General features: G+C 39.0%; 22 protein-coding genes. All 22 read left to right on the plus strand.

The genetic code is table 11. The features are described from left to right. Window positions 1-19: 19 nt before the first annotated feature. Window positions 20-1330, plus strand: a complete 1311-nt coding sequence (gene der, locus ACQKNX_RS01460) for a ribosome biogenesis GTPase Der (RefSeq protein WP_427427243.1) — start codon at window positions 20-22, stop codon at window positions 1328-1330. A 160-nt stretch (window positions 1331-1490) separates the two neighbouring features. Further along, window positions 1491-2507 carry an NAD(P)H-dependent glycerol-3-phosphate dehydrogenase gene (locus tag ACQKNX_RS01465; protein ID WP_427427244.1) on the plus strand — a complete coding sequence of 339 codons (1017 nt, stop codon included), beginning with the start codon at window positions 1491-1493 and terminating at the stop codon, window positions 2505-2507. A 402-nt stretch (window positions 2508-2909) separates the two neighbouring features. Further along, window positions 2910-3122 carry a DUF2768 domain-containing protein gene (locus ACQKNX_RS01470; RefSeq protein WP_340825217.1) on the plus strand — a complete coding sequence of 71 codons (213 nt, stop codon included), beginning with the start codon at window positions 2910-2912 and terminating at the stop codon, window positions 3120-3122. A 19-nt stretch (window positions 3123-3141) separates the two neighbouring features. Next, entirely contained in the window at window positions 3142-3930 is a 789-nt protein-coding gene (locus ACQKNX_RS01475; RefSeq protein ID WP_340825216.1) for a hypothetical protein, read from the plus strand. Window positions 3931-4194: 264 nt separating this feature from the next. Further along, window positions 4195-5673 carry a stage IV sporulation protein A gene (gene spoIVA / locus ACQKNX_RS01480; RefSeq protein WP_427427245.1) on the plus strand — a complete coding sequence of 493 codons (1479 nt, stop codon included), beginning with the start codon at window positions 4195-4197 and terminating at the stop codon, window positions 5671-5673. A gap of 199 nt (window positions 5674-5872) precedes the next feature. Further along, entirely contained in the window at window positions 5873-6145 is a 273-nt protein-coding gene (locus ACQKNX_RS01485; RefSeq protein WP_004232618.1) for an HU family DNA-binding protein, read from the plus strand. Between the two features lie 288 nt (window positions 6146-6433). After that, window positions 6434-7003: a GTP cyclohydrolase I FolE gene (gene folE, locus ACQKNX_RS01490; protein WP_173478452.1), complete on the plus strand. Its 570-nt coding sequence runs from the start codon at window positions 6434-6436 to the stop codon at window positions 7001-7003. A gap of 63 nt (window positions 7004-7066) precedes the next feature. Beyond that, a complete protein-coding gene (gene mtrB, locus ACQKNX_RS01495) occupies window positions 7067-7285 on the plus strand; it encodes a trp RNA-binding attenuation protein MtrB (RefSeq protein ID WP_010858802.1) in 219 nt (72 codons plus the stop codon). A 313-nt stretch (window positions 7286-7598) separates the two neighbouring features. Then, window positions 7599-8366: a heptaprenyl diphosphate synthase component 1 gene (locus ACQKNX_RS01500; protein ID WP_427427246.1), complete on the plus strand. Its 768-nt coding sequence runs from the start codon at window positions 7599-7601 to the stop codon at window positions 8364-8366. 16 nt (window positions 8367-8382) lie between these two features. Beyond that, entirely contained in the window at window positions 8383-9087 is a 705-nt protein-coding gene (locus tag ACQKNX_RS01505) for a demethylmenaquinone methyltransferase (protein ID WP_427427247.1), read from the plus strand. A 19-nt stretch (window positions 9088-9106) separates the two neighbouring features. Further along, the gene (hepT, locus tag ACQKNX_RS01510; protein ID WP_340825211.1) at window positions 9107-10081 is read left to right on the plus strand and encodes a heptaprenyl diphosphate synthase component II; all 975 of its coding nucleotides are present in this window, start codon (window positions 9107-9109) and stop codon (window positions 10079-10081) included. A gap of 86 nt (window positions 10082-10167) precedes the next feature. After that, on the plus strand, window positions 10168-10584 hold the full coding sequence (ndk, locus tag ACQKNX_RS01515; protein WP_427427248.1) for a nucleoside-diphosphate kinase: 417 nt from the start codon (window positions 10168-10170) through the stop codon (window positions 10582-10584). A gap of 354 nt (window positions 10585-10938) precedes the next feature. Continuing rightward, window positions 10939-12087, plus strand: a complete 1149-nt coding sequence (locus ACQKNX_RS01520) for a thiolase family protein (RefSeq protein WP_427427249.1) — start codon at window positions 10939-10941, stop codon at window positions 12085-12087. A gap of 14 nt (window positions 12088-12101) precedes the next feature. Then, a complete protein-coding gene (locus ACQKNX_RS01525) occupies window positions 12102-12869 on the plus strand; it encodes a 3-hydroxyacyl-CoA dehydrogenase (protein WP_427427250.1) in 768 nt (255 codons plus the stop codon). Between the two features lie 127 nt (window positions 12870-12996). Further along, window positions 12997-14622, plus strand: coding sequence for a long-chain fatty acid--CoA ligase (locus ACQKNX_RS01530; protein WP_427428249.1), 1626 nt, complete (start codon window positions 12997-12999; stop codon window positions 14620-14622). 232 nt (window positions 14623-14854) lie between these two features. Then, on the plus strand, window positions 14855-15085 hold the full coding sequence (locus ACQKNX_RS01535; protein WP_340825205.1) for a hypothetical protein: 231 nt from the start codon (window positions 14855-14857) through the stop codon (window positions 15083-15085). A gap of 83 nt (window positions 15086-15168) precedes the next feature. Further along, the gene (locus ACQKNX_RS01540; RefSeq protein WP_427427251.1) at window positions 15169-15939 is read left to right on the plus strand and encodes a CheR family methyltransferase; all 771 of its coding nucleotides are present in this window, start codon (window positions 15169-15171) and stop codon (window positions 15937-15939) included. A gap of 362 nt (window positions 15940-16301) precedes the next feature. Next, window positions 16302-17483: a chorismate synthase gene (gene aroC, locus ACQKNX_RS01545; RefSeq protein ID WP_427427252.1), complete on the plus strand. Its 1182-nt coding sequence runs from the start codon at window positions 16302-16304 to the stop codon at window positions 17481-17483. A 3-nt stretch (window positions 17484-17486) separates the two neighbouring features. After that, window positions 17487-18578, plus strand: a complete 1092-nt coding sequence (aroB, locus tag ACQKNX_RS01550) for a 3-dehydroquinate synthase (protein ID WP_427427253.1) — start codon at window positions 17487-17489, stop codon at window positions 18576-18578. Next, a complete protein-coding gene (gene aroH / locus ACQKNX_RS01555; RefSeq protein ID WP_340825201.1) occupies window positions 18575-18943 on the plus strand; it encodes a chorismate mutase in 369 nt (122 codons plus the stop codon). The genes aroB and aroH overlap by 4 nt, the downstream gene beginning before the upstream one ends. An 18-nt stretch (window positions 18944-18961) precedes the next feature. Further along, window positions 18962-20062, plus strand: a complete 1101-nt coding sequence (gene hisC / locus ACQKNX_RS01560; RefSeq protein WP_427427255.1) for a histidinol-phosphate transaminase — start codon at window positions 18962-18964, stop codon at window positions 20060-20062. Then, window positions 20059-21156, plus strand: coding sequence for a prephenate dehydrogenase (locus ACQKNX_RS01565; RefSeq protein ID WP_427427256.1), 1098 nt, complete (start codon window positions 20059-20061; stop codon window positions 21154-21156). The genes hisC and ACQKNX_RS01565 overlap by 4 nt, the downstream gene beginning before the upstream one ends. The last annotated feature ends 62 nt before the right edge of the window (window positions 21157-21218 follow it).

Genomic DNA, 21218 nt, shown 5'->3' on the forward strand with positions numbered 1-21218 from the left:
TTGGAAGGATGAAGTACAGATGACGAAACCAGTAGTAGCCATCGTAGGTCGTCCGAACGTAGGTAAGTCGACGATTTTTAATCGTATCGTTGGAGAACGTGTCTCGATAGTAGAAGATATTCCGGGAGTAACACGTGATCGTATTTATAGTTCGGCAGAGTGGTTAACACATGATTTTAATATTATTGATACAGGTGGTATCGAAATTGGAGACGAGCCGTTTTTAGAACAAATTCGTCAACAAGCTGAAATCGCTATTGAAGAAGCAGATGTTATTATTTTTATGACGAATGGTCGTGAAGGCGTAACAGCAGCAGATGAGCAAGTTGCAAAAATTTTATACAAAACAAAAAAGCCGATCGTTTTAGCAGTTAATAAAATTGATAATCCAGATATGCGTGAAATGATTTATGATTTCTATGCACTTGGATTTGGTGAACCTTGGCCAATTTCAGGCTCCCACGGATTGGGCTTAGGAGATTTATTAGACGAGTGTGCAAAGCACTTCCCACAAGAAGATGAAAACCAATACGGAGATGACGTTATTAAATTCTCTTTAATTGGTCGTCCAAATGTCGGGAAATCATCATTAGTGAATGCGTTCCTAGGTCAAGATCGTGTCATTGTAAGTAACATTGCGGGTACAACGCGAGATGCTATTGATACGCCTTACGAATACGATGGGAATGAATATGTAATTATTGATACGGCCGGTATGCGTAAAAAAGGGAAAGTGTACGAAACGACAGAGAAATATTCTGTTTTACGTGCGCTACGTGCTATTGAGCGTTCTGACGTTGTTTTAGTTGTTCTTAATGCTGAAGAAGGCATTCAAGAACAGGATAAAAAAATTGCAGGCTATGCGCATGAAGCTGGTAAAGCAATTATCATTGTTGTCAACAAATGGGATACCATTGAAAAAGACGACAAAACGATGAATGTATTTACACATCAAATCCGTGAGCACTTTTTATTTTTAGACTATGCACCGATTATTTTCGTGTCAGCAAATACAAAACAACGAGTACATCAAATATTACCGATTGTACAGCGCGTAAGTGAAAATCACGCGATGCGTATCCAATCATCTATTCTAAATGAAGTGATTGAAGATGCGGTTGCACGTAATCCAGCCCCAACTGATAAAGGTCGTCGCTTACGTATCTACTATGCAACACAAGTGGCGATTCAACCACCAACATTTGTGGTATTTGTAAATGAAACGGAATTAATGCACTTCTCTTATGAGCGATTTTTAGAAAATAGAATTCGTGATACATTTGATTTTGAAGGTACGCCAATTCGTTTAATTACACGTGCGCGTGCATAATCTAAAATATAACTTATTCAGTACGCCAACCCGACAATTGTTGTTGGGTGGCGTCTTTTTTCAAAGGACTAGGCTAAATCACAATTTGGTTAAAATTTGTTAGATAACATGCATTTTGCCCGTGAAGATTAACCTACAGGAAATAGGAGGGGGAATTTGAATGGAACGAGTTTGTGTACTAGGAGCCGGCTCATGGGGATCAGCACTTGCAATGGTACTTGCGGAAAATGGACATGATACCCTTGTGTGGACACATAGAGCCGATCAGGCAGAAGAAATTAATACACAGCATACGAATAAAAAGTATTTACCAGAAACGGTACTACCAGAGAATTTACATGCTACAAACGATATTGCAGAGGCAGTAGCACATTCTAATACAATCGTTGTAGCAGTGCCAACTAAGGCTATACGAGAAACTTGTGAAAAGATGACTGCTACATTAAACAGAAAAGTATTATTCGTCCATGTTTCAAAGGGAATTGAGCCAGATTCATTAAAACGTATATCTGAAATTTTGGCCGAAAGCTTGCCTTCTGAATTTGTAGAAGACATTGTAGTGCTCTCAGGGCCAAGTCATGCTGAGGAAGTAGTATTACATTCCCCAACAACGATTACAGCAGCCTGTGCCAATATAGAGGCGGCTGAGAAGGTACAGGACTTGTTTATGAACCAGTTTTTCCGCGTATATACGAATGAGGATGTTATAGGCGTGGAAATGGGTGGGGCATTAAAAAACGTTATAGCGTTAGCTGCGGGCATAACAGATGGCTTAAATTATGGTGATAATGCGAAGGCTGCACTTATTACACGTGGACTTGCTGAAATTACTCGTCTAGGTGTTAAAATGGGCGGAAATCCATTTACATTTGCGGGGCTGACAGGCATGGGAGATTTAATCGTAACGTGTACAAGCGTGCATTCTCGAAATTGGCGAGCAGGAAATATGTTAGGTAAAGGCATGAAGCTGCCAGAAGTACTCGATCAAATGGGGATGGTAGTAGAAGGCGTTCGCACAACGAAGGCAGCGTATCAACTGGCAGAAAAATTTGATGTTGCCATGCCAATTTCGACGGAACTTTATGGCGTATTGTTTAACGATGTAGAGCCAAAAGTGGCAGTCGATGCATTAATGATGCGAGTGAAAAAGCGTGAAATCGATGAACTGATGAACTAAATCATAATGTTTTGAACTAGTAAGCGATATATAACTTGTCATGAAATGGACACAAAAGAGGCATCTCAGTAGGATCTGAGGTGTCTCTTTTTTGAACAAATTGTAAAGTAATAGGTGGTAATAATACTTTTTTTGCCTTAAAAGTTATTTTTATAATGATGAATTTCTCCACCTATAGTAAAAATATGATATGATTTCCACGGAGAGTTATATGTTGTAGCGGTCAGCTTAATTTATATGAGCTTGAAAGGATTATTTTTTTCGTATATCAAAAAAATAGCATGTTAAGCACCTTATAGCACTCCTTTTTTACTTTTGGGAAAGCGCCTTCTTTTTTAAGGATGCCCATAGTATAATAAACGTTGATTGTCTCGTGTCATTGAAGAAAGGTGGTAGACTTAAATGGGTCCGTTAGCACATATGCCAGCACTGGATATCATGTGGGTATCTTTTTATTGTATCGGCTTTATGATTATTTCAGTTGGTTTAATTTATCTAGGTCGCAATAAAATTTCAAATGGTTTATTACGTACAATCGTAAATTTATTAGCATACATACTGTTTGGACTTGGAACATTTTTAATGGTACTTATAATTGCCACATGGCCAGCTTAAAAAGGGGGAAAAACGTGAAATGAAAAAACTAAATGCTTTTCTTTTGACAGTGGCAATAGCCGTTTTGCTAGGTGGTTGCGCATATCCTGAGGAGGAAAAGGCCGCAAACCAAGTGCCAGATGTCGATCAATTAGCATCTGTCCAACGCGCTGTCAATGAATATCGTGAAGCTACAGGTGGCCTAGTACCAATTAAAAACAGTGAATTGGATACGGATATCTATATAAAATATTTAATCGATTTTGAAAAACTTATGCCAAAATATATTACGCAAATTCCAGGAAATGCATATGAAAAAGGCGGTATTTATCAATATATTATTTGGGATCCAGAAAACAGTGCTGAAGTAAAATTAGTAGATTTAAACTCTGCGGAGCGTATGCGAGAGATTAATATTCGCAAATTGGGCACACAGTATATTCCGACAAAGGGTGCAATTGCTGATAATGTCTACCAAATTAACTTTGAAAAATTAGGCTACAAATCAGAAGTAACAGTCAAAAGTCCGTATTCGGGTGCGGAATTACCGATATTTATGACAGGCGATGGCGAAATGCATGTGGATTATTCAATCGATTTAGGTCAGCTATTAAAAGAGGACAAGCCAGATGTAAAGCCAGGCGAGGATATTCGTCAATTACTTGTCGATAAATATCCCGTTGTTCCAGCCTATTCAGTGCCATACACTGTAGATGAAAAAGGCGAGCCAACTTATATGATGGATGCTTATAAAGCGGATGCAAAAAAGGCGAAGGAAGAAGCGGAAGCAGCTCAGGAGAGTGAAAGTAAAGCTACTGAATCAAAATAAAGTTTTAAGTACCTCAATCGTTAGAGATCATTTAATGATTGAGGCTTTTTTATGCCGAAATTAGTGCCAGGCACTCAAACAATTCGGAATAATTGCATTACATCGCGGAATTATCACACTGGATCGCGGAAAAACTACCTCATTCCGCGGAATCAATTTTTCAACGGAAATATAAATTCTATTTATATTGCTACTGAGGAGCTTTTCATATTTATCTTGGTGGATGCATATAGTGAAAAAGCGTAGATAAAGGAGGCAGAAACCTTGAGTGAAGCAGTATTTAAAGAAATTGCAGAGCGCACAAATGGCGATGTTTATATTGGTGTTGTAGGTCCAGTTCGTGTAGGTAAATCAACATTTGTAAAAAAAGTAATGGAAGCTGTAGTGTTACCGAATATTGTGGATGATACAGAAAGAATGCGAGCACAGGACGAGCTGCCACAAAGCTCGCCAGGCCCAGTAATCATGACTGCTGAGCCGAAGTTTGTGCCTGCTCAAGCGACACGTATAGCGGTCGGCGAAGATGAAATGACATTCCAAATTCGTTTAGCTGATTGCGTTGGTTATGTCATTGATGGTACAAAGGGCTATGAGGATGAGAATGGTCCAAAATTTGTGCATACACCTTGGCATACAGAGCCAATTCCATTCCAAGAAGCAGCGAAAATTGGTACGGATAAAGTAATTCGTGATCATGCGAATATCGGTATTGTAGTGACAACTGATGGAACAGTAAATGGTATTAGCCGTCGTGCAGCTGAAAAAGCGGAAGAAGAAATTGTTGCACAATTAAAAGAAATTGGAAAACCGTTCGTTATCGTATTAAATTGTCAAATGCCAGCACGAGAAGAAACAGTACAGCTTCGAAATGAGCTATTTGAACGTTATAACGTTCCTGTCATTGCGATTTCAATCGATCAAATGCGTGCTTCTGACATTCAATATATTTTGCAAGAAGCGTTATTTGAGTTTCCAATTCGGACGATTGAGGTTGAGAAACCAGATTGGCTTGATGTCCTTGATGCGACACATCCATTAAACGTGGCATTGATTGATTCGATGGAAGAAGTGCTTTCATCTGTCATGAAAATTAGAGACGTGCAACAAGCATCTGATGCCTTTAAAGAGATTGATTTTATTGATCAAAGTGAAGTGGTTCACGTAGATTCAGGAATCGGTACAGCCGTCATTCGAGTGTCATTACAAGGAGAATTGTATAAGGCAGTATGTAATGAATGGTTAGATGAACCGATTGAAACAAAGCGTGATTGGTTGCTATTTATTAAAGAGGCTGCTGAAGCAAAAGAAGCACAAAAACGCTTTAAAGATGCAATAACTGAAGCGGATAAGAGTGGATATGGTGTGACTTTGCCAATGATGCAAGAATTCGAACCAACTGCTCCAGAACTTATTAAGCAAAATAATTTCTATGGCGTACGTATGAGGGCAACAGCACCATCCTATCATATTATTCGCGTTGATATGGAATCCGAATTTGCACCACTTATTGGCTCTGAATTCCACAGTCAGCAACTTCTGAAAGATTTAAATCATGCTTATTTACATGATCGCGAAGCATTGTGGCAAACACAACTTTTTGGTACACCATTGCATGAAGTGTTAAAAGAAGGAATTCGCTATAAAATGAGTGCAGTGCCTACTACAGCTAAAAAACGTATGCGTCAAACAATCGAGCGTATGGTGAATGAAGGCGATAGAGGATTGGTTACTTTTATTTTATAGAGATAAAATGGAAATTAGAGCGCAAAAAAATAGTGCAGGGCTATTCGTTTTTATGCGAAAAGTCCTGTTATTTTTGTTTTTTGGGTGAAAAACGCATATTTTGGTTATAATCATGAATGAATACAGTTGCGTCGCGGTTTCCTATGTGTTACTCTTTTTACAGAATTGGTTCATGACCCTTTGAGAGGAGGTGAATGGTGTGAATAAAACAGAATTAGTAAACTCTGTTGCTGAAGCTGCAGGTCTTTCTAAAAAAGACGCTTCTAAAGCAGTTGAAGCTGTATTTGATACAATTCAAGATGCTCTTGCAAAGGGTGACAAAGTACAATTAATTGGTTTTGGTAACTTTGAAGTACGTGAACGTGCGGCTCGTAAAGGTCGTAACCCACAAACTGGTAAAGAAATCGAAATCGCTGCTAGCAAGGTACCTGCTTTCAAACCAGGTAAAGCGCTTAAAGATGCTGTAAAATAATACACGTCTAGTAGTTACATAGAGCAGTCTTCATGTAAACGAGCATGAAGGCTGCTCTTTTTAACTTATTTATAAAATATAATGAATGGCAGTAATTCTATAAAATACAAAATTTTAGTCACAAAATGGCTTTGTTTTTATTGTATACATAGCACGATGAACGAAAACTTTAAGAAGATACGTTGAATTTCTTTTAAATCAGGTAAGTCGTTTTGCGCTTAACTTTTGGATATGCTACGATGCATAAGGAAATGTGTAATGCTTTGATACGCAGGAGGGTTTTTACGAATGTCGAATGTTGATTTATTGAAAATAGAAGAAGCAGTAAAAATGATTTTAGAAGCTGTAGGCGAGGATGTTAATCGTGAAGGATTGCTTGATACGCCGAAACGTGTTGCTAAAATGTATGCTGAAATGTTTAGTGGCTTACATGAAGATGCAAAAGATTATTTTAAAACTGTTTTCCATGAGGATCATGAAGAATTAGTGCTTGTAAAGGATATCCCATTTTATTCAATGTGTGAGCATCATTTAGTGCCGTTTTATGGTAAAGCACATGTGGCTTACATACCAAACGATGGCATTGTAGCGGGACTAAGTAAATTAGGTCGCGCGGTTGAAACAATTGCACGTCGTCCACAATTACAAGAACGTATTACTTCATCAGTAGCTGATACGATTATGGAAATGCTGTCTCCAAAAGGTGTTTATGTTGTAATCGAGGCAGAGCATATGTGCATGACAATGCGTGGTCTGAAAAAACCAGGATCTAAAACTGTTACATCTGTGGCACGAGGCATTTATGAACAAGATGAGGTAAAACGTAGAGAAGTCTTGTCATTTATTCAAATGTCTTAAACTGCTTGTCTAATTATGTTATGATGGACTAAGAATTTGTCGGATTTAAGGAGTGTACAGACAATGGCGCAAGATTATATAGTAATACAGGCAGAAGAAGATGGCGTACATGTAATAGGCTTAACACGTGGTACGGATACGAAATTCCATCATTCTGAAAAATTAGATGCAGGGGAAGTCATGATTGCTCAATTTACTGAGCATACATCTGCCATGAAAATTCGTGGCAAAGCGCAAATCCATACAGCACACGGTGTTATCCAAAGTGAAGGAAAAAAGTAACGTAGGTATTGTATTGTAGCTTTTATCGGTAAGGTCCATATACAGTGTCGATGATTGTTAGTTATATTGTGCACGGATACATGACACATACGAGAACAATAAGTATGTGTTCTTGAAACTGGTTTTTACGGGCAAGTAGATTTCCTACCAATTTTTTCTGAGCATTTCTATGGTGGATTTCTACTGCCCGTTCATGTTGGTGAAAGTAAAAACTTTTTATTCCGAAACGATGCTTATGCTATAATGACTCAGTGAGCAAACGTTAAGTCATATAGATGATTAACGTATTTGAAAGTGAAATGGAGTAAGGTCTATGAATGCAACATACATTCAAAATTCAATTGCACAGTTAAAAACAGAGATTTTCATGGATGTTCGTCATAGAACTTTGCAAAAATACACAGGAGTCCCTGTGCTCGATGAAAATCAACTGTTTTACTTGTTAGTTCCCTTTTTGAATGGCGAAGAGTGGCAACAAGAGCAAAGGGAAGCGGCAATAACTGTTGGAATTGTATATGCAGCTCTAGCGGCACATGATCATATTAAAGAACTAGATGCCACTTCAAAAGAACAGCAGCTAACCGTTTTAGCTGGGGACTTTTATAGTGGACGATATTATGAAATTTTAGCAATGTCAGGAAATGTCGCATTGATTCGGAATTTGTCACAAGGAATCGTGACACGCTGCGAACATCAAATCAAAGTATATGAGGCAGAACAGCGTACATTTGAACAATGGTGTTCTTCAATAAGCAATATTGAATCAGGTTTAATTGCAAAGTTTTTTGAGCTTTATGCATTGCATCATTATATTCCGTTAATGGAAAAAAGTTTATTATTGTTACGATTAGAAAGAGAATGGGCTATGTATCAGCGTGGACAAAAATCTTTAATGAGTAAAGCGCTTGAACAAAGTGCATTACAGGCAGGCACGACCTTCAATGGCGTCTTACAAGATAAAATTGCCCGCTTAAAAACAGAGCTGTTGCAGGTGATAGACCAAGCATCATTTTTACAAAGTGATGTGAAACAAGCTCTACAAGCACGTGTAGAGGCATCTATTGCTTCTACAAACGGATAAGAGAGGTTTTACTAAAATGGCTAAATCGAAAGAAGAGCACGTTCACGAAGTATTTGAAAGTATTTCGGAAAACTATGATAAATTGAATGGCGTTATTAGCTTCCAAATGCATGTTGGCTGGCGTAACGATACGATGAAGCATATGGCCGTCAAGCCTGGATCGAAAGCGCTGGATGTTTGTTGTGGGACAGCTGACTGGACAATTGCGTTAGCTGAGGCAGTTGGAAAAAGTGGCGAAGTAAAGGGATTGGATTTCAGTAAAAACATGCTGAAAGTGGGCGAACAAAAAATAACGCCTTATCCGCAAATTGAGCTTATACAAGGGAATGCAATGGAATTGCCTTTTCCAGACGATACATTTGACTATGTGACGATTGGTTTTGGTCTACGTAATGTTCCAGATTATTTGCAAGTGTTAAAAGAAATGCATCGCGTCGTAAAACCTGGTGGCATGGTTGTATGTTTAGAAACGTCGCAATCTGAAATTCCTGGCTATCGACAACTATTCCGTTTTTATTTTAAATTTATCATGCCGATATTTGGTAAAATTTTTGCGAAAAGTTATAAAGAATATTCCTGGTTACAGGAATCCGCAAATAATTTCCCAGGTATGAAAAAGCTAGCGGCAATGTTTGAACAGGCAGGTTTAGAAAAAGTAACGTACAAAGCATACAGTGGCGGTGCTGCGGCAATGCATATGGGCTTTAAAAAGATACGTTAATGGGGGAAGGTTTTCAAGCGTGGAAAAGATGAAGTTAAAACTACTCTATTCCGATTTGAAGTCAGATATTGATATCATCGAACAAGAATTAGAAAAAGCGGTGAATTCGTCTTCGCATTTAATTAACGATGCTTCTCTCCATTTATTACAAGCTGGTGGCAAACGAATCCGACCAATTTTTGTGTTGCTTGGCGCAAAATTTGGCGATTATGATATCGAAAAGATGAAAAATGTGGCTGTGCCTTTAGAGCTCATTCACATGGCGTCGCTAGTGCATGATGATGTGATTGATGATTCCGATATGCGACGAGGACGTCCAACTGTCAAATCCCAATGGAATAACAGAGTAGCAATGTACACGGGCGATTTTATTTTTGCGCGTGCACTTGAATACATCACAAAAATCGAGGATCCACTTGTTCATCAAATTTTGGCACGAACAATGGTGGAAATTTGTAACGGTGAAGTTATTCAAATCGAAGACAAGTTTAGATTGGATCAGGGCTTAAAGGATTATTTCAGACGTATTAAACGTAAAACGGCATTACTTATTTCTTCTAGCTGTGAGATTGGTGCAGTCGCAGCAGGTGTAGATGCCAAAACAGTAAGCCATTTGAAACGCTTTGGTTACTTTGTGGGCATGAGCTTTCAAATAATTGATGATGTATTAGATATTATGGCGACAGATAAAGAATTAGGGAAGCCAGCAGGTAGTGACTTATTACAAGGAAATATTACTTTACCGATTTTGTTATTAAAAGATGATGAACAGATGCAGCCTTATTTAGCAAAAGTGTTTGCGGGAACATTAACAGAGCCTGAGCGCCAAAAAATGTTGCAATATGTGCGTAAATCTGATGCTATTACACAAGCTAATAAAATGAGCGACAAGTATTTGAAAAAAGCTTTACAAGAAATAGATGCTTTACCAAAACATCCAATTAAGAAAAAGCTTCGTGACATCGCTTTGTTTATGGGCAAGCGTAAATTCTAGCTTTTTGTTGTGCTAAAGCTCATTTTTTGTTAATATTTATCGGTAGGTGTAAAACCTGTTAGACGAATTTAAGGAGTGTTTTAAACATGGCAATCGAACAAACTTTTTTAATGGTTAAGCCTGATGGCGTAGAACGACAAGTAGTAGGAGATATCGTTGATCGTTTTGAACGTCGCGGTTTTGTATTAAAAGCCGCTAAATTAATGGTAATCCCTCAAGAATTAGCAGAAAAACACTATGCTGAGCATGCTGAACGTCCATTCTTCGGTGAATTAGTAGACTTCATCACTTCTGGTCCAGTATTCGCTATGGTATGGGAAGGCGAAAACGTAATTAAACTTGCTCGTACAATGATGGGTGCTACTAAACCAGAAGAATCTAACCCAGGTACAATCCGTGGAGACTACGCTACAACTGTTTCTCACAACATCATCCACGGTTCTGACTCTCTTGCTTCTGCAGAGCGTGAAATTGGCTTATTCTTCGGTGAAGATTTAGTTTAATTTTATAAAATATAGAGCGATATCCATTAACTTGGAGTCGCTCTTTTTTTATTGCTCAAAATAATGTTGAAACAGTAGCAGTAAGTGCTATCACTTTGGCATTTGTGGGGGAGTTAAAAGACGAATCTTGATTACTGAAGAAGGACTACGCGTTTGGTTTAATCTACACTATTTAAATACATAAAGAATTGTTAATAACTACTTCGTCATGTAAAATAAATAATATAATATTCAGACAATTGTTAACTAGTAAATAGTTTCAGAAAGCGGTATATATTTTCTACCAAACAAATAAACTTAAACGTAAATGGATTAAGGGGTATGACAGAATCGTTTTAGAAAAGGGGTATTTATATGAGAGAAGTAGTGATTGTAGCAGCTGTTCGTACAGCGGTAGGACGAAGCAAAGGGGCATTAAAAGAAGTACGTGCAGATGATTTAGCAGCAGATGTACTACAGGAAGTTATAAAGCGTGCAGGTATCGACAAAGGACAAGTAGAGGATGTTATTTTAGGTTGTGTTACACAAACAGGTGAACAAGGTGCAAATATTGCACGTACAGCTTTATTAATGGCAGGTTTCCCGGAGAAGGTTCCAGGTGTAACGATTGATCGACAATGCGGTTCTAGCCAGCAAGCTGTACATTTTGGAGCACAAGCTATTTTAGCAGGGGATATGGATGTAGTGATTGCTGGTGGTGTTGAAAGTATGACAAGGGTGCCAATGTTTTCAAACATGCAAACTGCCCATAAAGGAAAACGCTTACAAGAAAACTATCATATGATTCATCAAGGGCTATCAGCTGAAAAAATGGCGGCAAAATGGCAGTTTTCAAAAGACATGTTGAATAACTATGCTTATGAAAGCCATAGACGTGCATTAGCAGCGATAGAGGCAGGCCATTTTCAACAGGAAATTATGCCTGTCCAAATAACGCAAGAGGATGGAACCGTTATTACATTTGAAGTCGATGAAGGACCTCGAGCAGATACGACCCTCGAACGATTACATGACTTGAAAACAGTTTTTCAAGAGCACGGAGTTATTACAGCTGGCAATGCAAGCCAAATGAGTGACGGTGCATCAGCTGTCGTGCTAATGTCGTTAGCAAAAGCACAGGAGCTAGGTATTCAACCGCTTGCGAAAATAGTGACACGCGTTGTAATAGGGTCAGATCCAACGCTTATGCTTACAGGTCCAATCGAGGCTACGAGACAAGCCTTAAAACGCTCAGGACTGACAATTGAAGATATTGATACGTATGAGGTGAATGAAGCATTTGCCCCTGTTCCTCTTGCTTGGTTACATGAAATTGGTGCAGACCAAGCAAAGCTAAATCCAGATGGTGGAGCAATTGCTTTAGGACACCCACTAGGGGCTACTGGTACAAAGTTGTTAACGACGATGTTATACCGGATGCAACGTGAAAACTTACGCTATGGCCTACTCGCTATTTGCGAAGGTATGGGTATGGCAAATGCCACAATTATTGAAAAAATGTAAAGGGGTTGGGTTCTATGAAATGTCATGACGTTGTCGCGGTTGTAACAGGTGGTGCTTCAGGCTTAGGGGAAGCGACTGTACGAAAAATTGTTAACGAAGGCGGCAAAGCGATTATTTTCGATGTTAATGATGAAAGAGGGCATATAATTACACAGGAATTAGGCGAAAGTGTTCGCTATGTACGCGTTGATGTTACAAAGGAGGCAGATGTAGCTGATGGGCTGGAGCATGCTATCGCTACATTTGGTCGAATTAACGTGGCGGTTAACTGTGCGGGAATTGCTGATGCAAGTAAAGTGATTTCAAAACGTGGCGTACATGCACTTGAGCTATTTTCTAAAGTAATTTCAGTTAATTTAATAGGCACGTTTAATGTCATTCGACTTGCAGCCGAAAAAATGCAGCAAAACGAGCCTGACGAAGATGGACAACGAGGCGTTATTATTAATACCGCGTCGGTTGCCGCTTTTGATGGTCAAATTGGACAAGCAGCATATAGCGCCTCAAAGGGTGGGGTAGCTGCAATGACATTACCAATTGCACGGGAGCTTGCAGATATAGGCATACGAGTAATGACCATTGCGCCTGGGCTAATCGAAACGCCGATGTTTGCATCATTAGCAGAGCCGGCTCGTACAGCACTAGCTAGCATGACGCCATTCCCAAAACGTCTTGGAAAACCATCTGAGTATGCGATGCTTGTGGAAAGTATTATTCATAATGTCATGCTCAATGGTGAGGTTATTCGCCTTGATGGTGCGATACGAATGCAGCCAAAATAATGGTTTAACAAGTTTTTAATGTTTGTAAAGTAAATGAGTTCATTCTTAAATGTAAATATCTTTTTTGTAGCAGCAGTCAGCTTTGGTGTTAAAGCAGTTAAATGTGAAAACGAAAGGGAGCGATATTATGCATATGATGGATACACCTTTACTACTAACAAGTTTTTTAAATCGAGCTGAGCGACATTTTCATGCCAAGAAAATATATTCGCGTACAAGCGCTACAACAATCCATGAGTTTACTTATAAAGAGTTTGCCAAGCGTACGCGTAAATTAGCAGATGCTCTTACGACACTTGGAATGGATCGTGGTGTAAAAGTTGGTACTTTTGCTTGGAATCATCATCGCCATTTAGAGGCATATTTTGCCGTACCGTGTGCAGGTGCTGTGCTGCATATGATAAATATTCGACTAGCGCCTGAACATATCGTGTATGTAATTAATCATGCAGAAGATGAAATTTTACTCATTGATGAAAATTTAGTGCCTGTCATTGCACCCATTGTGTCACAGCTTACAACGGTAAAGCATTTTATTATCATGGGGGATGATGTTGAGTTAGAAAATACGCCATTACCGAATGCTCTTTCCTATGAAGCACTTCTTGCAGTGGCAAATGATGATTTTGTCTTCCCTGACGATATAGATGAAAATGCACCAGCAGGTATGTGCTATACGAGTGCCACAACAGGTATGCCAAAGGGGGTTGTTTATACACATCGCAGTATTGTTCTTCATAGTATTACAGCGGGACTTGCTGATAGCATAGCAATATGCGAGCGCGATGTAGTGTTACCAGTCGTACCAATGTTTCATGCCAATGCCTGGGGCTTACCGTTTGCTAGTGTGTTATTTGGAGCGACGCAAGTACTACCAGGACCGATGTTTACGCCACAGCTATTACTCGATTTGTTTGAGCAGTACAAAGTAACGTTAACAGCGGGGGTTCCAACTATTTGGTTAGGCGTTTTACAAGAGCAACGCCAACAGCCCCGAGATTTATCTTCCTTACGTTCGATTATTTGTGGAGGTTCTGCATCTCCAATAGGTCTTGTGCGGGGCTTTGAGGAGGAGCAGAACATTCCGTATTATACAGGCTACGGTATGACAGAGACATCACCGCTTGTTAGCTTATCAACATACTTAACACACATGGAAAACTATACGACAGACGAAAAAATGCATGTTCGTACAACGCAAGGGATAACGATGCCCCTTCTTGATATGCGCATTGTGAATGAGCAAGGTGAAGTACCTTGGGATGGCAAGACAATGGGCGAAATTACATTAAGAGGCCCTTGGATTGCAAATGAGTATTATAAGGATGAGCGCACAACAGAAGCCTTTAAAGATGGTTGGTTATACACAGGAGATATTGCGGTAATGACGCCGGATGGCTATATTAAAATTACAGATCGCACAAAAGATTTAATTAAGAGTGGTGGCGAATGGATTTCGTCAGTGGAGCTTGAAAATGCTTTGATGTCACATCCGAAAGTATTTGAAGCGGCAGTGGTAGCAATTCCACATGAAAAGTGGCTGGAACGACCTTTGGCATGTGTTGTTCCAAAACCTGAGCATAAAGACTCGATTACAAAGGAGGAGCTGTTGGACAGTTTGCGGTCACAGTTCCATAAAACATGGATTCCTGATGATGTAGTCTTTTTAGATGAAGTACCGAAAACATCTGTAGGAAAATTCATGAAAGCAAAGCTAAGGGAAAATTTAAAAGACTATCGTGTAGAAATTTAACTATCAATGAAAGCGTAAATAGACCGTCTTCATTTTAGAGTAGCGATAGAAGGCATCAGGAAGTGAAAACTCGATGCCTTCTTTTAGTTTTTGGAATGGAGGACTGCGATTGCTGCACGGAAGAGCCGAGCTTTCTCCCGATTAAAAAGAGAATTGATAGAAGAACTTTCAAAAAAGGAAACTATTTTTTAGTTTTATCGTATAATCTATATAGAAAGGGGGAAGAGAAAAAATGGAAATTGCTATTGTTGCTATTATTGGCGGCATTATGGTCGCTTTAGCTGGTATATTTACTGATGCACGTACAAAAGGGCAAAAATTAAAATTAAAAACAATAGAACAAGAAGTTGAATTAGAAAAGCTAAGATTGGAATCATATACAAAAGAAACAGAAAAATTGCGACTAGAATTAGAACATTCGAAAGTGCTACTACTAGAAGAAAAGAAAAATACGACAAAGTAACATGGAATACATGGAAAGACTATTTCAGTAAAGGCATTTTTCCGCTATAATGGAAATACGACGCTAGAGGGGAAGATGACTGTATGTCTGATTATGAACAATTTGTTGAAGGTATTAAGCGCAAAACTGGAATTGATTTAGCGTTATATAAAGAAGCGCAAATGAAAAGACGATTGACCTCACTCTACGAGAAAAAGGGATATCGTAATTTTGTTGATTTTCTAAAAGCACTCGAGCAAGATCGTGATTTGATGAATGAGTTTTTAGATCGAATGACGATTAATGTGTCTGAGTTTTATCGAAATGGAAAGCGTTGGGAAGTGTTACAAAAGAAAATTTTCCCGAAGTTACTACAATCCAACAAGCGTTTAAAAATTTGGAGTGCTGCATGTTCAACTGGAGAAGAGCCATATTCATTAGCAATGGTATTATCGCAATTAGTACCATTATCGCAAATTCAAATAATCGCCACTGATTTAGATGAAAATGTAATTCAAAAGGCAAAGCTAGGTGTTTATCCTGAGCGTTCTTTAGCAGAGGTGCCAAAAGATATTCAAGCAAAGTATTTTGAGCAAGAAGGAAACTTCTACCGAGTTAAAGATGAAATTAAGCGCTGTGTCACATTTAAAAAGCATAATCTGCTTAACGATCATTACGATTCTCATTATGATTTAATCGTGTGCAGAAATGTTATGATATACTTTACCGAAGAAGCAAAGGATCAAATATATGGGAACTTCAGTAAAGCATTACGACAAGATGGCATATTATTTGTCGGGTCAACGGAGCAAATTTTTAATCCATCTCGTTACGAATTTGAAGTAGAGGATACATTCTTCTATCGAAAAAAATAATTAATTAAATGATGAAAAGCTTTCGTACAGTAAATAAGATGACTGTCACGTACATAAATTGCCAAGACACTAGACATAGATGACCGTACGCTTTTCGCTTGCTTAAGCAAAAAGCGTATTTTTTATTAAAGTAAATCGGTTTCACGTAAAAAAATCTTGGACTTATTGTGTGGCACTTAAGTTAGTTAAAAGACCTCTTTTTTTAAATAAATCGTTCAGAATATTCGCATATAATGCTATGCTGTCTATCTTTATTGATTTATGAATACGTGCTATGACATTTGCAAAAGGACTGTTTTTTTAGAGAATATATGTTATAGTGAAAAATACATACTTTAGCGAGTTGAAGGGAGAAAGCGTTTATGCGTTACTTAACAGCAGGAGAATCACACGGACCGCAATTAACTACAATAATTGAGGGTTTACCGTCACTTTTACCAATTACAGCAGAAAAAATTAACCATGATTTAAAACGTCGCCAAGGAGGTCATGGCCGTGGTCGTCGTATGCAAATCGAAACGGATACAGTAGAAATAGTAGGTGGTGTTCGCCACGGGCAAACACTTGGCTCTCCTGTCGCGCTAGTTGTCACAAATGATGACTGGAAGCATTGGACGAAAATTATGGGCGCAGAACCATTAGCAGAGGATGTTAATCCTGATGATATTAAACGTCAAATTTCACGTCCACGTCCAGGACATGCTGATTTAGTAGGCGGCATGAAATATGGACATCGAGATTTACGAAATGTTTTAGAACGTTCTTCTGCGCGTGAAACTACTGTCCGTGTTGCAGTTGGGGCTGTTGCAAAAGCATTATTAAATGAGCTCGGTATTTCAATTGTGTCACATGTTACGGAAATCGTAGGCATTAAAGCAGACACATCTGTCATTGAAGGAAAGACTGTAGATGAAATTCGTGCAATCGTCGAAGCAGATCCATGCTACTGCGTAGATCCTGTTGCTTCAGCAAAAATGGTTGAGGCAATCGATGAAGCGAAAAAAGCAGGCGATTCTATTGGCGGTGTTGTTGAAGTAATCGTTGAAGGTATGCCAGCTGGTATTGGCTCTTATGCTCATTACGACCGTAAACTAGATGCAAAATTAGCAGCAGCAATGTTGTCTATTAATGCTTTTAAAGGTGTTGAATTTGGTATTGGTTTTGAAATGGCTCGCCGTAAAGGTTCAGAAGTACATGACGAAATCATTTGGTCCCAAGAGCAAGGCTATACTCGTGCTACGAATCGACTTGGCGGCTTAGAAGGCGGAATGTCTACAGGCATGCCGATTGTTGTTCGAGGTGTTATGAAGCCAATTCCTACATTATATAAACCATTGCAAAGTATTGATATAGAGACAAAAGAACCGTTTAAAGCAAGCGTAGAACGTTCAGACAGCTGTGCAGTACCAGCAGCTTCAGTAGTAGCTGAGCATGTTATTGCCTGGGAAATTGCCAACGCAATTATGGACCAATTCCATGGAGACCAACTACCACAATTAAAAGCACAAATTGAAGAACAACGCCGTTACGCAAAGGAGTTTTAATATATGCGTGTACCAGTAGCAACAAAATCGCATCAATATGAGGTAGTGCTTGGGCATCATTTTTTAGCCGAAGCAGTGAAAACATTTGATGATAAACTGCAAAAAGCAGATAAGCTTATTGTTTTTACAGACGCCAATGTGTGGGCAGCCCAAGGGGAATATTTCAAGGAGAATTTCCCATATGCGTTTGAGGTATTTGTGCTACCAGGTGGTGAGGCTTGTAAAACAATTGAACAATACAATGCAGCACAAACTTTCTTGCTTGAACAAAAATGTTCACGTAAATCATTTATTTTTGCATTTGGTGGCGGAGCAGTTGGAGATTTAACAGGCTTTGTTGCAGCTACATATATGCGTGGAGTGCCATTTATCCAAATACCAACGACGATCTTAGCTCATGACTCAGCAGTAGGCGGTAAAACAGCTATTAACCATCCACTAGGCAAAAATATGATTGGTGCGTTCTATCAACCAGAAGGGGTAATTTACGATACAGTCTTTTTAAATAGCTTATCTGAGCGTGAAGTGCGTTCAGGTACAGCAGAGGTCATTAAGCATGCGATGATATCAAATGCCATTTGGCTTCAAGAGCTAATGGCTGCAGATTCAGTTATCCATTTTAGTACAGCTGAATTGGCCAAACATTTAAAAGCTGGAATTGAAGTAAAGGCGAAAATTGTGTCTGAGGATGAAACAGAGCAGTCAGTGCGCAAATATTTAAATTTGGGTCATACATATGGCCATGCCATAGAAGCAGCTGCGGGTTATGGGAAAGTTGCACATGGTGAAGCTGTGATGATTGGGCTTGTATATTGTCTATTATTAAGTGAACGATATGGTAAGTTGAATCGTGAATTCACAACAGCATTTTTACGTTTTGCGCTGAATAATGGCTATCCTTTTGATGCGGTGAATGATTATACATTTGAACAATTAACAGACTATTTATTAAAAGATAAAAAAGCGGAATATGGTGTCCTACAATTTGTGTTACTTGAAGAAATTGGAAATCCCTTTGTGCGACCAATTGACTTAGCAGAATGCAAAGAGGTAGATGCTGAATTCCGACAGCTATTAGCGGAGGTGCTTGTATGATTCGTGGACTTAGAGGTGCAATTACAATTGAATTGGACAAGCCAGAGCTTGTATGGGATGAGACAGCGAGATTAGTGCGTGAGGTTGTGGCAGCAAATCATGTGGAGATAGAAGATATTGCATCAATCGTTATTTCAACGACACCAGATATTACATCGGCGTTTCCAGCGCGTGCTGTAAGGTTAATGGACGGCTGGCAGTATGTCCCTGTTATGTGTATGCATGAAATGGATGTGCCAGATGCCCTGCCATTATGTATTCGTGTGTTGATCCATGCGAATGTGGAAATGGCTCAAAAAGATGTTCAGCATATTTATTTAAATGATGCTGTGAAATTAAGACCAGATTTAGCCCAAGCTAAATAATAAGAGGAGATGTTTGAGATGAAATGGAAACAACAATTGGACGGTATGCAAGCATATAAGCCAGGTAAACCAATTGAAGAAGTACAACGTGAATTTGGCTTACAAGAAGTCGTAAAGTTAGCATCAAATGAAAACCCATTTGGTTGCTCACCTAAGGTAACAGCATATTTACAAAATAGTGCAGTAAACTATGCAATCTATCCAGACGGCTATGCACAAAATTTACGTTCAGCTGTGGCTAAACATGTTGGTGTCAAAGAAACACAGCTTCTTTTTGGAAATGGTTCAGATGATATTATTGCAATTCTTACTCGTGCTCTGTTGTATCCAGGCGTGAATACAGTCATGGCAGATCCATCATTCTCACAATACATTCATAATGCTGAAATTGAAGGTGCGGAAGTTCGTAAAATTCCTTGTATAGAAGGTGCACACGACTTAGACGCAATGGCAGCAGCTATTGATGAACATACTTCTATTGTGTGGGTATGTAGTCCGAATAATCCAACAGGTGTTGTCATTGCAGATACAGATTTACGTGCATTTTTAGCGAAAGTACCAAGCGATGTGCTTGTCGTTTTAGACGAAGCGTATATCGAATATGTGACGCATCCAGGTCATAAAGAAACTCTACCTTTAATTGATGAGTATCCAAATGTGCTATTAATGCGCACATTTTCTAAAGCATACGGTCTTGCCTCTTTCCGAGTAGGCTATGCAATCGGTCAACCAGAAGTCATTTCAAAACTGGATCCAGTACGTGCACCGTTCAATAATACAATTTTAAGTCAAGCAGTAGCGGCGATTGCATTAAGTGATCAAGACTTTTTAAAAACTTGCTGTGCAGCAAATGAAATAGGTAAAAAACAATACGTTGATTTTTGTGAAAAACATAATTTGAAATACTACCCATCTGATACAAACTTTATTTTCTTTAACACGAATGCTGATAGTGATGTTGTTTTCCAAGAGCTTATGAAGCGTGGTTTTATTATTCGTAGTGGTAATGCTCTAGGTGCGCCAGGTTTTATCCGTGTAACCATTGGTACGGAAGCACAAAATGCAGCATTATTAGAGCATCTTGAAGAAGTGTTAAAAGAACAAGGGGTTTTTGCATGACACGCAAAGTGCTCGTTATTGGTTTAGGCTTAATTGGGGGCTCGATTGCTCTTGCTTTACAAAAGGCACCTGAAACTAAAATTATTGGCTATGACATGGATGAAAAAACCCGTGAACATGCCAAAACATTAAACATTGTTCATGAAATTGTGTCAGATCCAAAAGACGTTGCAGCAGAGGTAGATATCATTATTTTTGGAACGCCTGTCAACGCTACGCTCGAGTGGATGGAACAATTAAAAACATGGCCGTTAAAAAATAAAGTTATTGTAACAGATACAGGTAGTACGAAAAAAATGATTATGCAAAAAGCCGGGGAGTTACGTGAGCTTGGTATTACGTTTATCGGTGGACACCCGATGGCAGGCTCTCATAAAAGTGGTGTATTAGCTGCGAAAGCGCATCTTTTCGAAAATGCGTATTATATGCTGACACCACTTGCAGGCGAAGAAATTATTAATATGGCACAGCTAGAAAGCCTTTTAAAATTTACACATGCAAAAGTTGTTAGTGTATCCGCACGTGAGCACGATCATATGACGGCTGTAGTTAGTCATTTTCCACATGTTATTGCTGCATCCCTTGTGCATCAATTAGGCGGGGAAAATGGTGAATATCCAATGACACGCTCACTTGCAGCAGGGGGGTTCCGAGATGTGACACGTATTGCATCCTCTAATCCGATACTGTGGCGTGATATTACACTTCAAAATCGTGATGAATTAGTAGCACAGCTTGAAGGCTGGCAAACTGAAATGAATCGTGTTAAGGAACTGCTATTAAATGGTAGCTCAGCAGACATTGAAAGTTATTTCGCTATTGCTAAAGAGCTACGTGATGAATTGCCAATTAGTGCTGGAGCAATGTTTACTTCTTTTGACTTGTACGTCGATGTTCCTGACTATCCAGGGGTGATTTCTGAGGTAACAGGCCTACTAGCTGATGAAGCAATTAGTATTACGAATTTACGAATTGTAGAATCACGTGAAGATGTCTTCGGTATTCTTGTGATTAGCCTGCAAAGTGAAAGTGATCGTGAACGTGCCGCAGCATGTATTCAAAAGCGAGCAAATTTTGAAACGTATATTTCATAGATTAGTGCGTTTACGTCTCATAAGAGGCGATGAACGGCTAAATATAATGAAGAAAGCGTCGA

The organism is Lysinibacillus sp. NPDC093712 (assembly GCF_050280025.1).
Classification (GTDB): Bacteria; Bacillota; Bacilli; order Bacillales_A; family Planococcaceae; genus Lysinibacillus.

Bases quoted from the DNA above. Each gene is read 5' to 3' on its own strand.
- der (WP_427427243.1), top strand. From the start codon at position 20: ATGACGAAACCAGTAGTAGCCATCGTAGGTCGTCCGAACGTAGGTAAG.
- ACQKNX_RS01465 (WP_427427244.1), top strand. From the start codon at position 1,491: ATGGAACGAGTTTGTGTACTAGGAGCCGGCTCATGGGGATCAGCACTT.
- ACQKNX_RS01470 (WP_340825217.1), top strand. From the start codon at position 2,910: ATGGGTCCGTTAGCACATATGCCAGCACTGGATATCATGTGGGTATCT.
- ACQKNX_RS01475 (WP_340825216.1), top strand. From the start codon at position 3,142: ATGAAAAAACTAAATGCTTTTCTTTTGACAGTGGCAATAGCCGTTTTG.
- folE (WP_173478452.1), top strand. From the start codon at position 6,434: ATGTCGAATGTTGATTTATTGAAAATAGAAGAAGCAGTAAAAATGATT.
- mtrB (WP_010858802.1), top strand. From the start codon at position 7,067: ATGGCGCAAGATTATATAGTAATACAGGCAGAAGAAGATGGCGTACAT.
- ACQKNX_RS01500 (WP_427427246.1), top strand. From the start codon at position 7,599: ATGAATGCAACATACATTCAAAATTCAATTGCACAGTTAAAAACAGAG.
- ACQKNX_RS01505 (WP_427427247.1), top strand. From the start codon at position 8,383: ATGGCTAAATCGAAAGAAGAGCACGTTCACGAAGTATTTGAAAGTATT.
- ndk (WP_427427248.1), top strand. From the start codon at position 10,168: ATGGCAATCGAACAAACTTTTTTAATGGTTAAGCCTGATGGCGTAGAA.
- ACQKNX_RS01520 (WP_427427249.1), top strand. From the start codon at position 10,939: ATGAGAGAAGTAGTGATTGTAGCAGCTGTTCGTACAGCGGTAGGACGA.
- ACQKNX_RS01525 (WP_427427250.1), top strand. From the start codon at position 12,102: ATGAAATGTCATGACGTTGTCGCGGTTGTAACAGGTGGTGCTTCAGGC.
- ACQKNX_RS01530 (WP_427428249.1), top strand. From the start codon at position 12,997: ATGCATATGATGGATACACCTTTACTACTAACAAGTTTTTTAAATCGA.
- ACQKNX_RS01535 (WP_340825205.1), top strand. From the start codon at position 14,855: ATGGAAATTGCTATTGTTGCTATTATTGGCGGCATTATGGTCGCTTTA.
- ACQKNX_RS01540 (WP_427427251.1), top strand. From the start codon at position 15,169: ATGTCTGATTATGAACAATTTGTTGAAGGTATTAAGCGCAAAACTGGA.
- aroC (WP_427427252.1), top strand. From the start codon at position 16,302: ATGCGTTACTTAACAGCAGGAGAATCACACGGACCGCAATTAACTACA.
- aroB (WP_427427253.1), top strand. From the start codon at position 17,487: ATGCGTGTACCAGTAGCAACAAAATCGCATCAATATGAGGTAGTGCTT.
- aroH (WP_340825201.1), top strand. From the start codon at position 18,575: ATGATTCGTGGACTTAGAGGTGCAATTACAATTGAATTGGACAAGCCA.
- hisC (WP_427427255.1), top strand. From the start codon at position 18,962: ATGAAATGGAAACAACAATTGGACGGTATGCAAGCATATAAGCCAGGT.
- ACQKNX_RS01565 (WP_427427256.1), top strand. From the start codon at position 20,059: ATGACACGCAAAGTGCTCGTTATTGGTTTAGGCTTAATTGGGGGCTCG.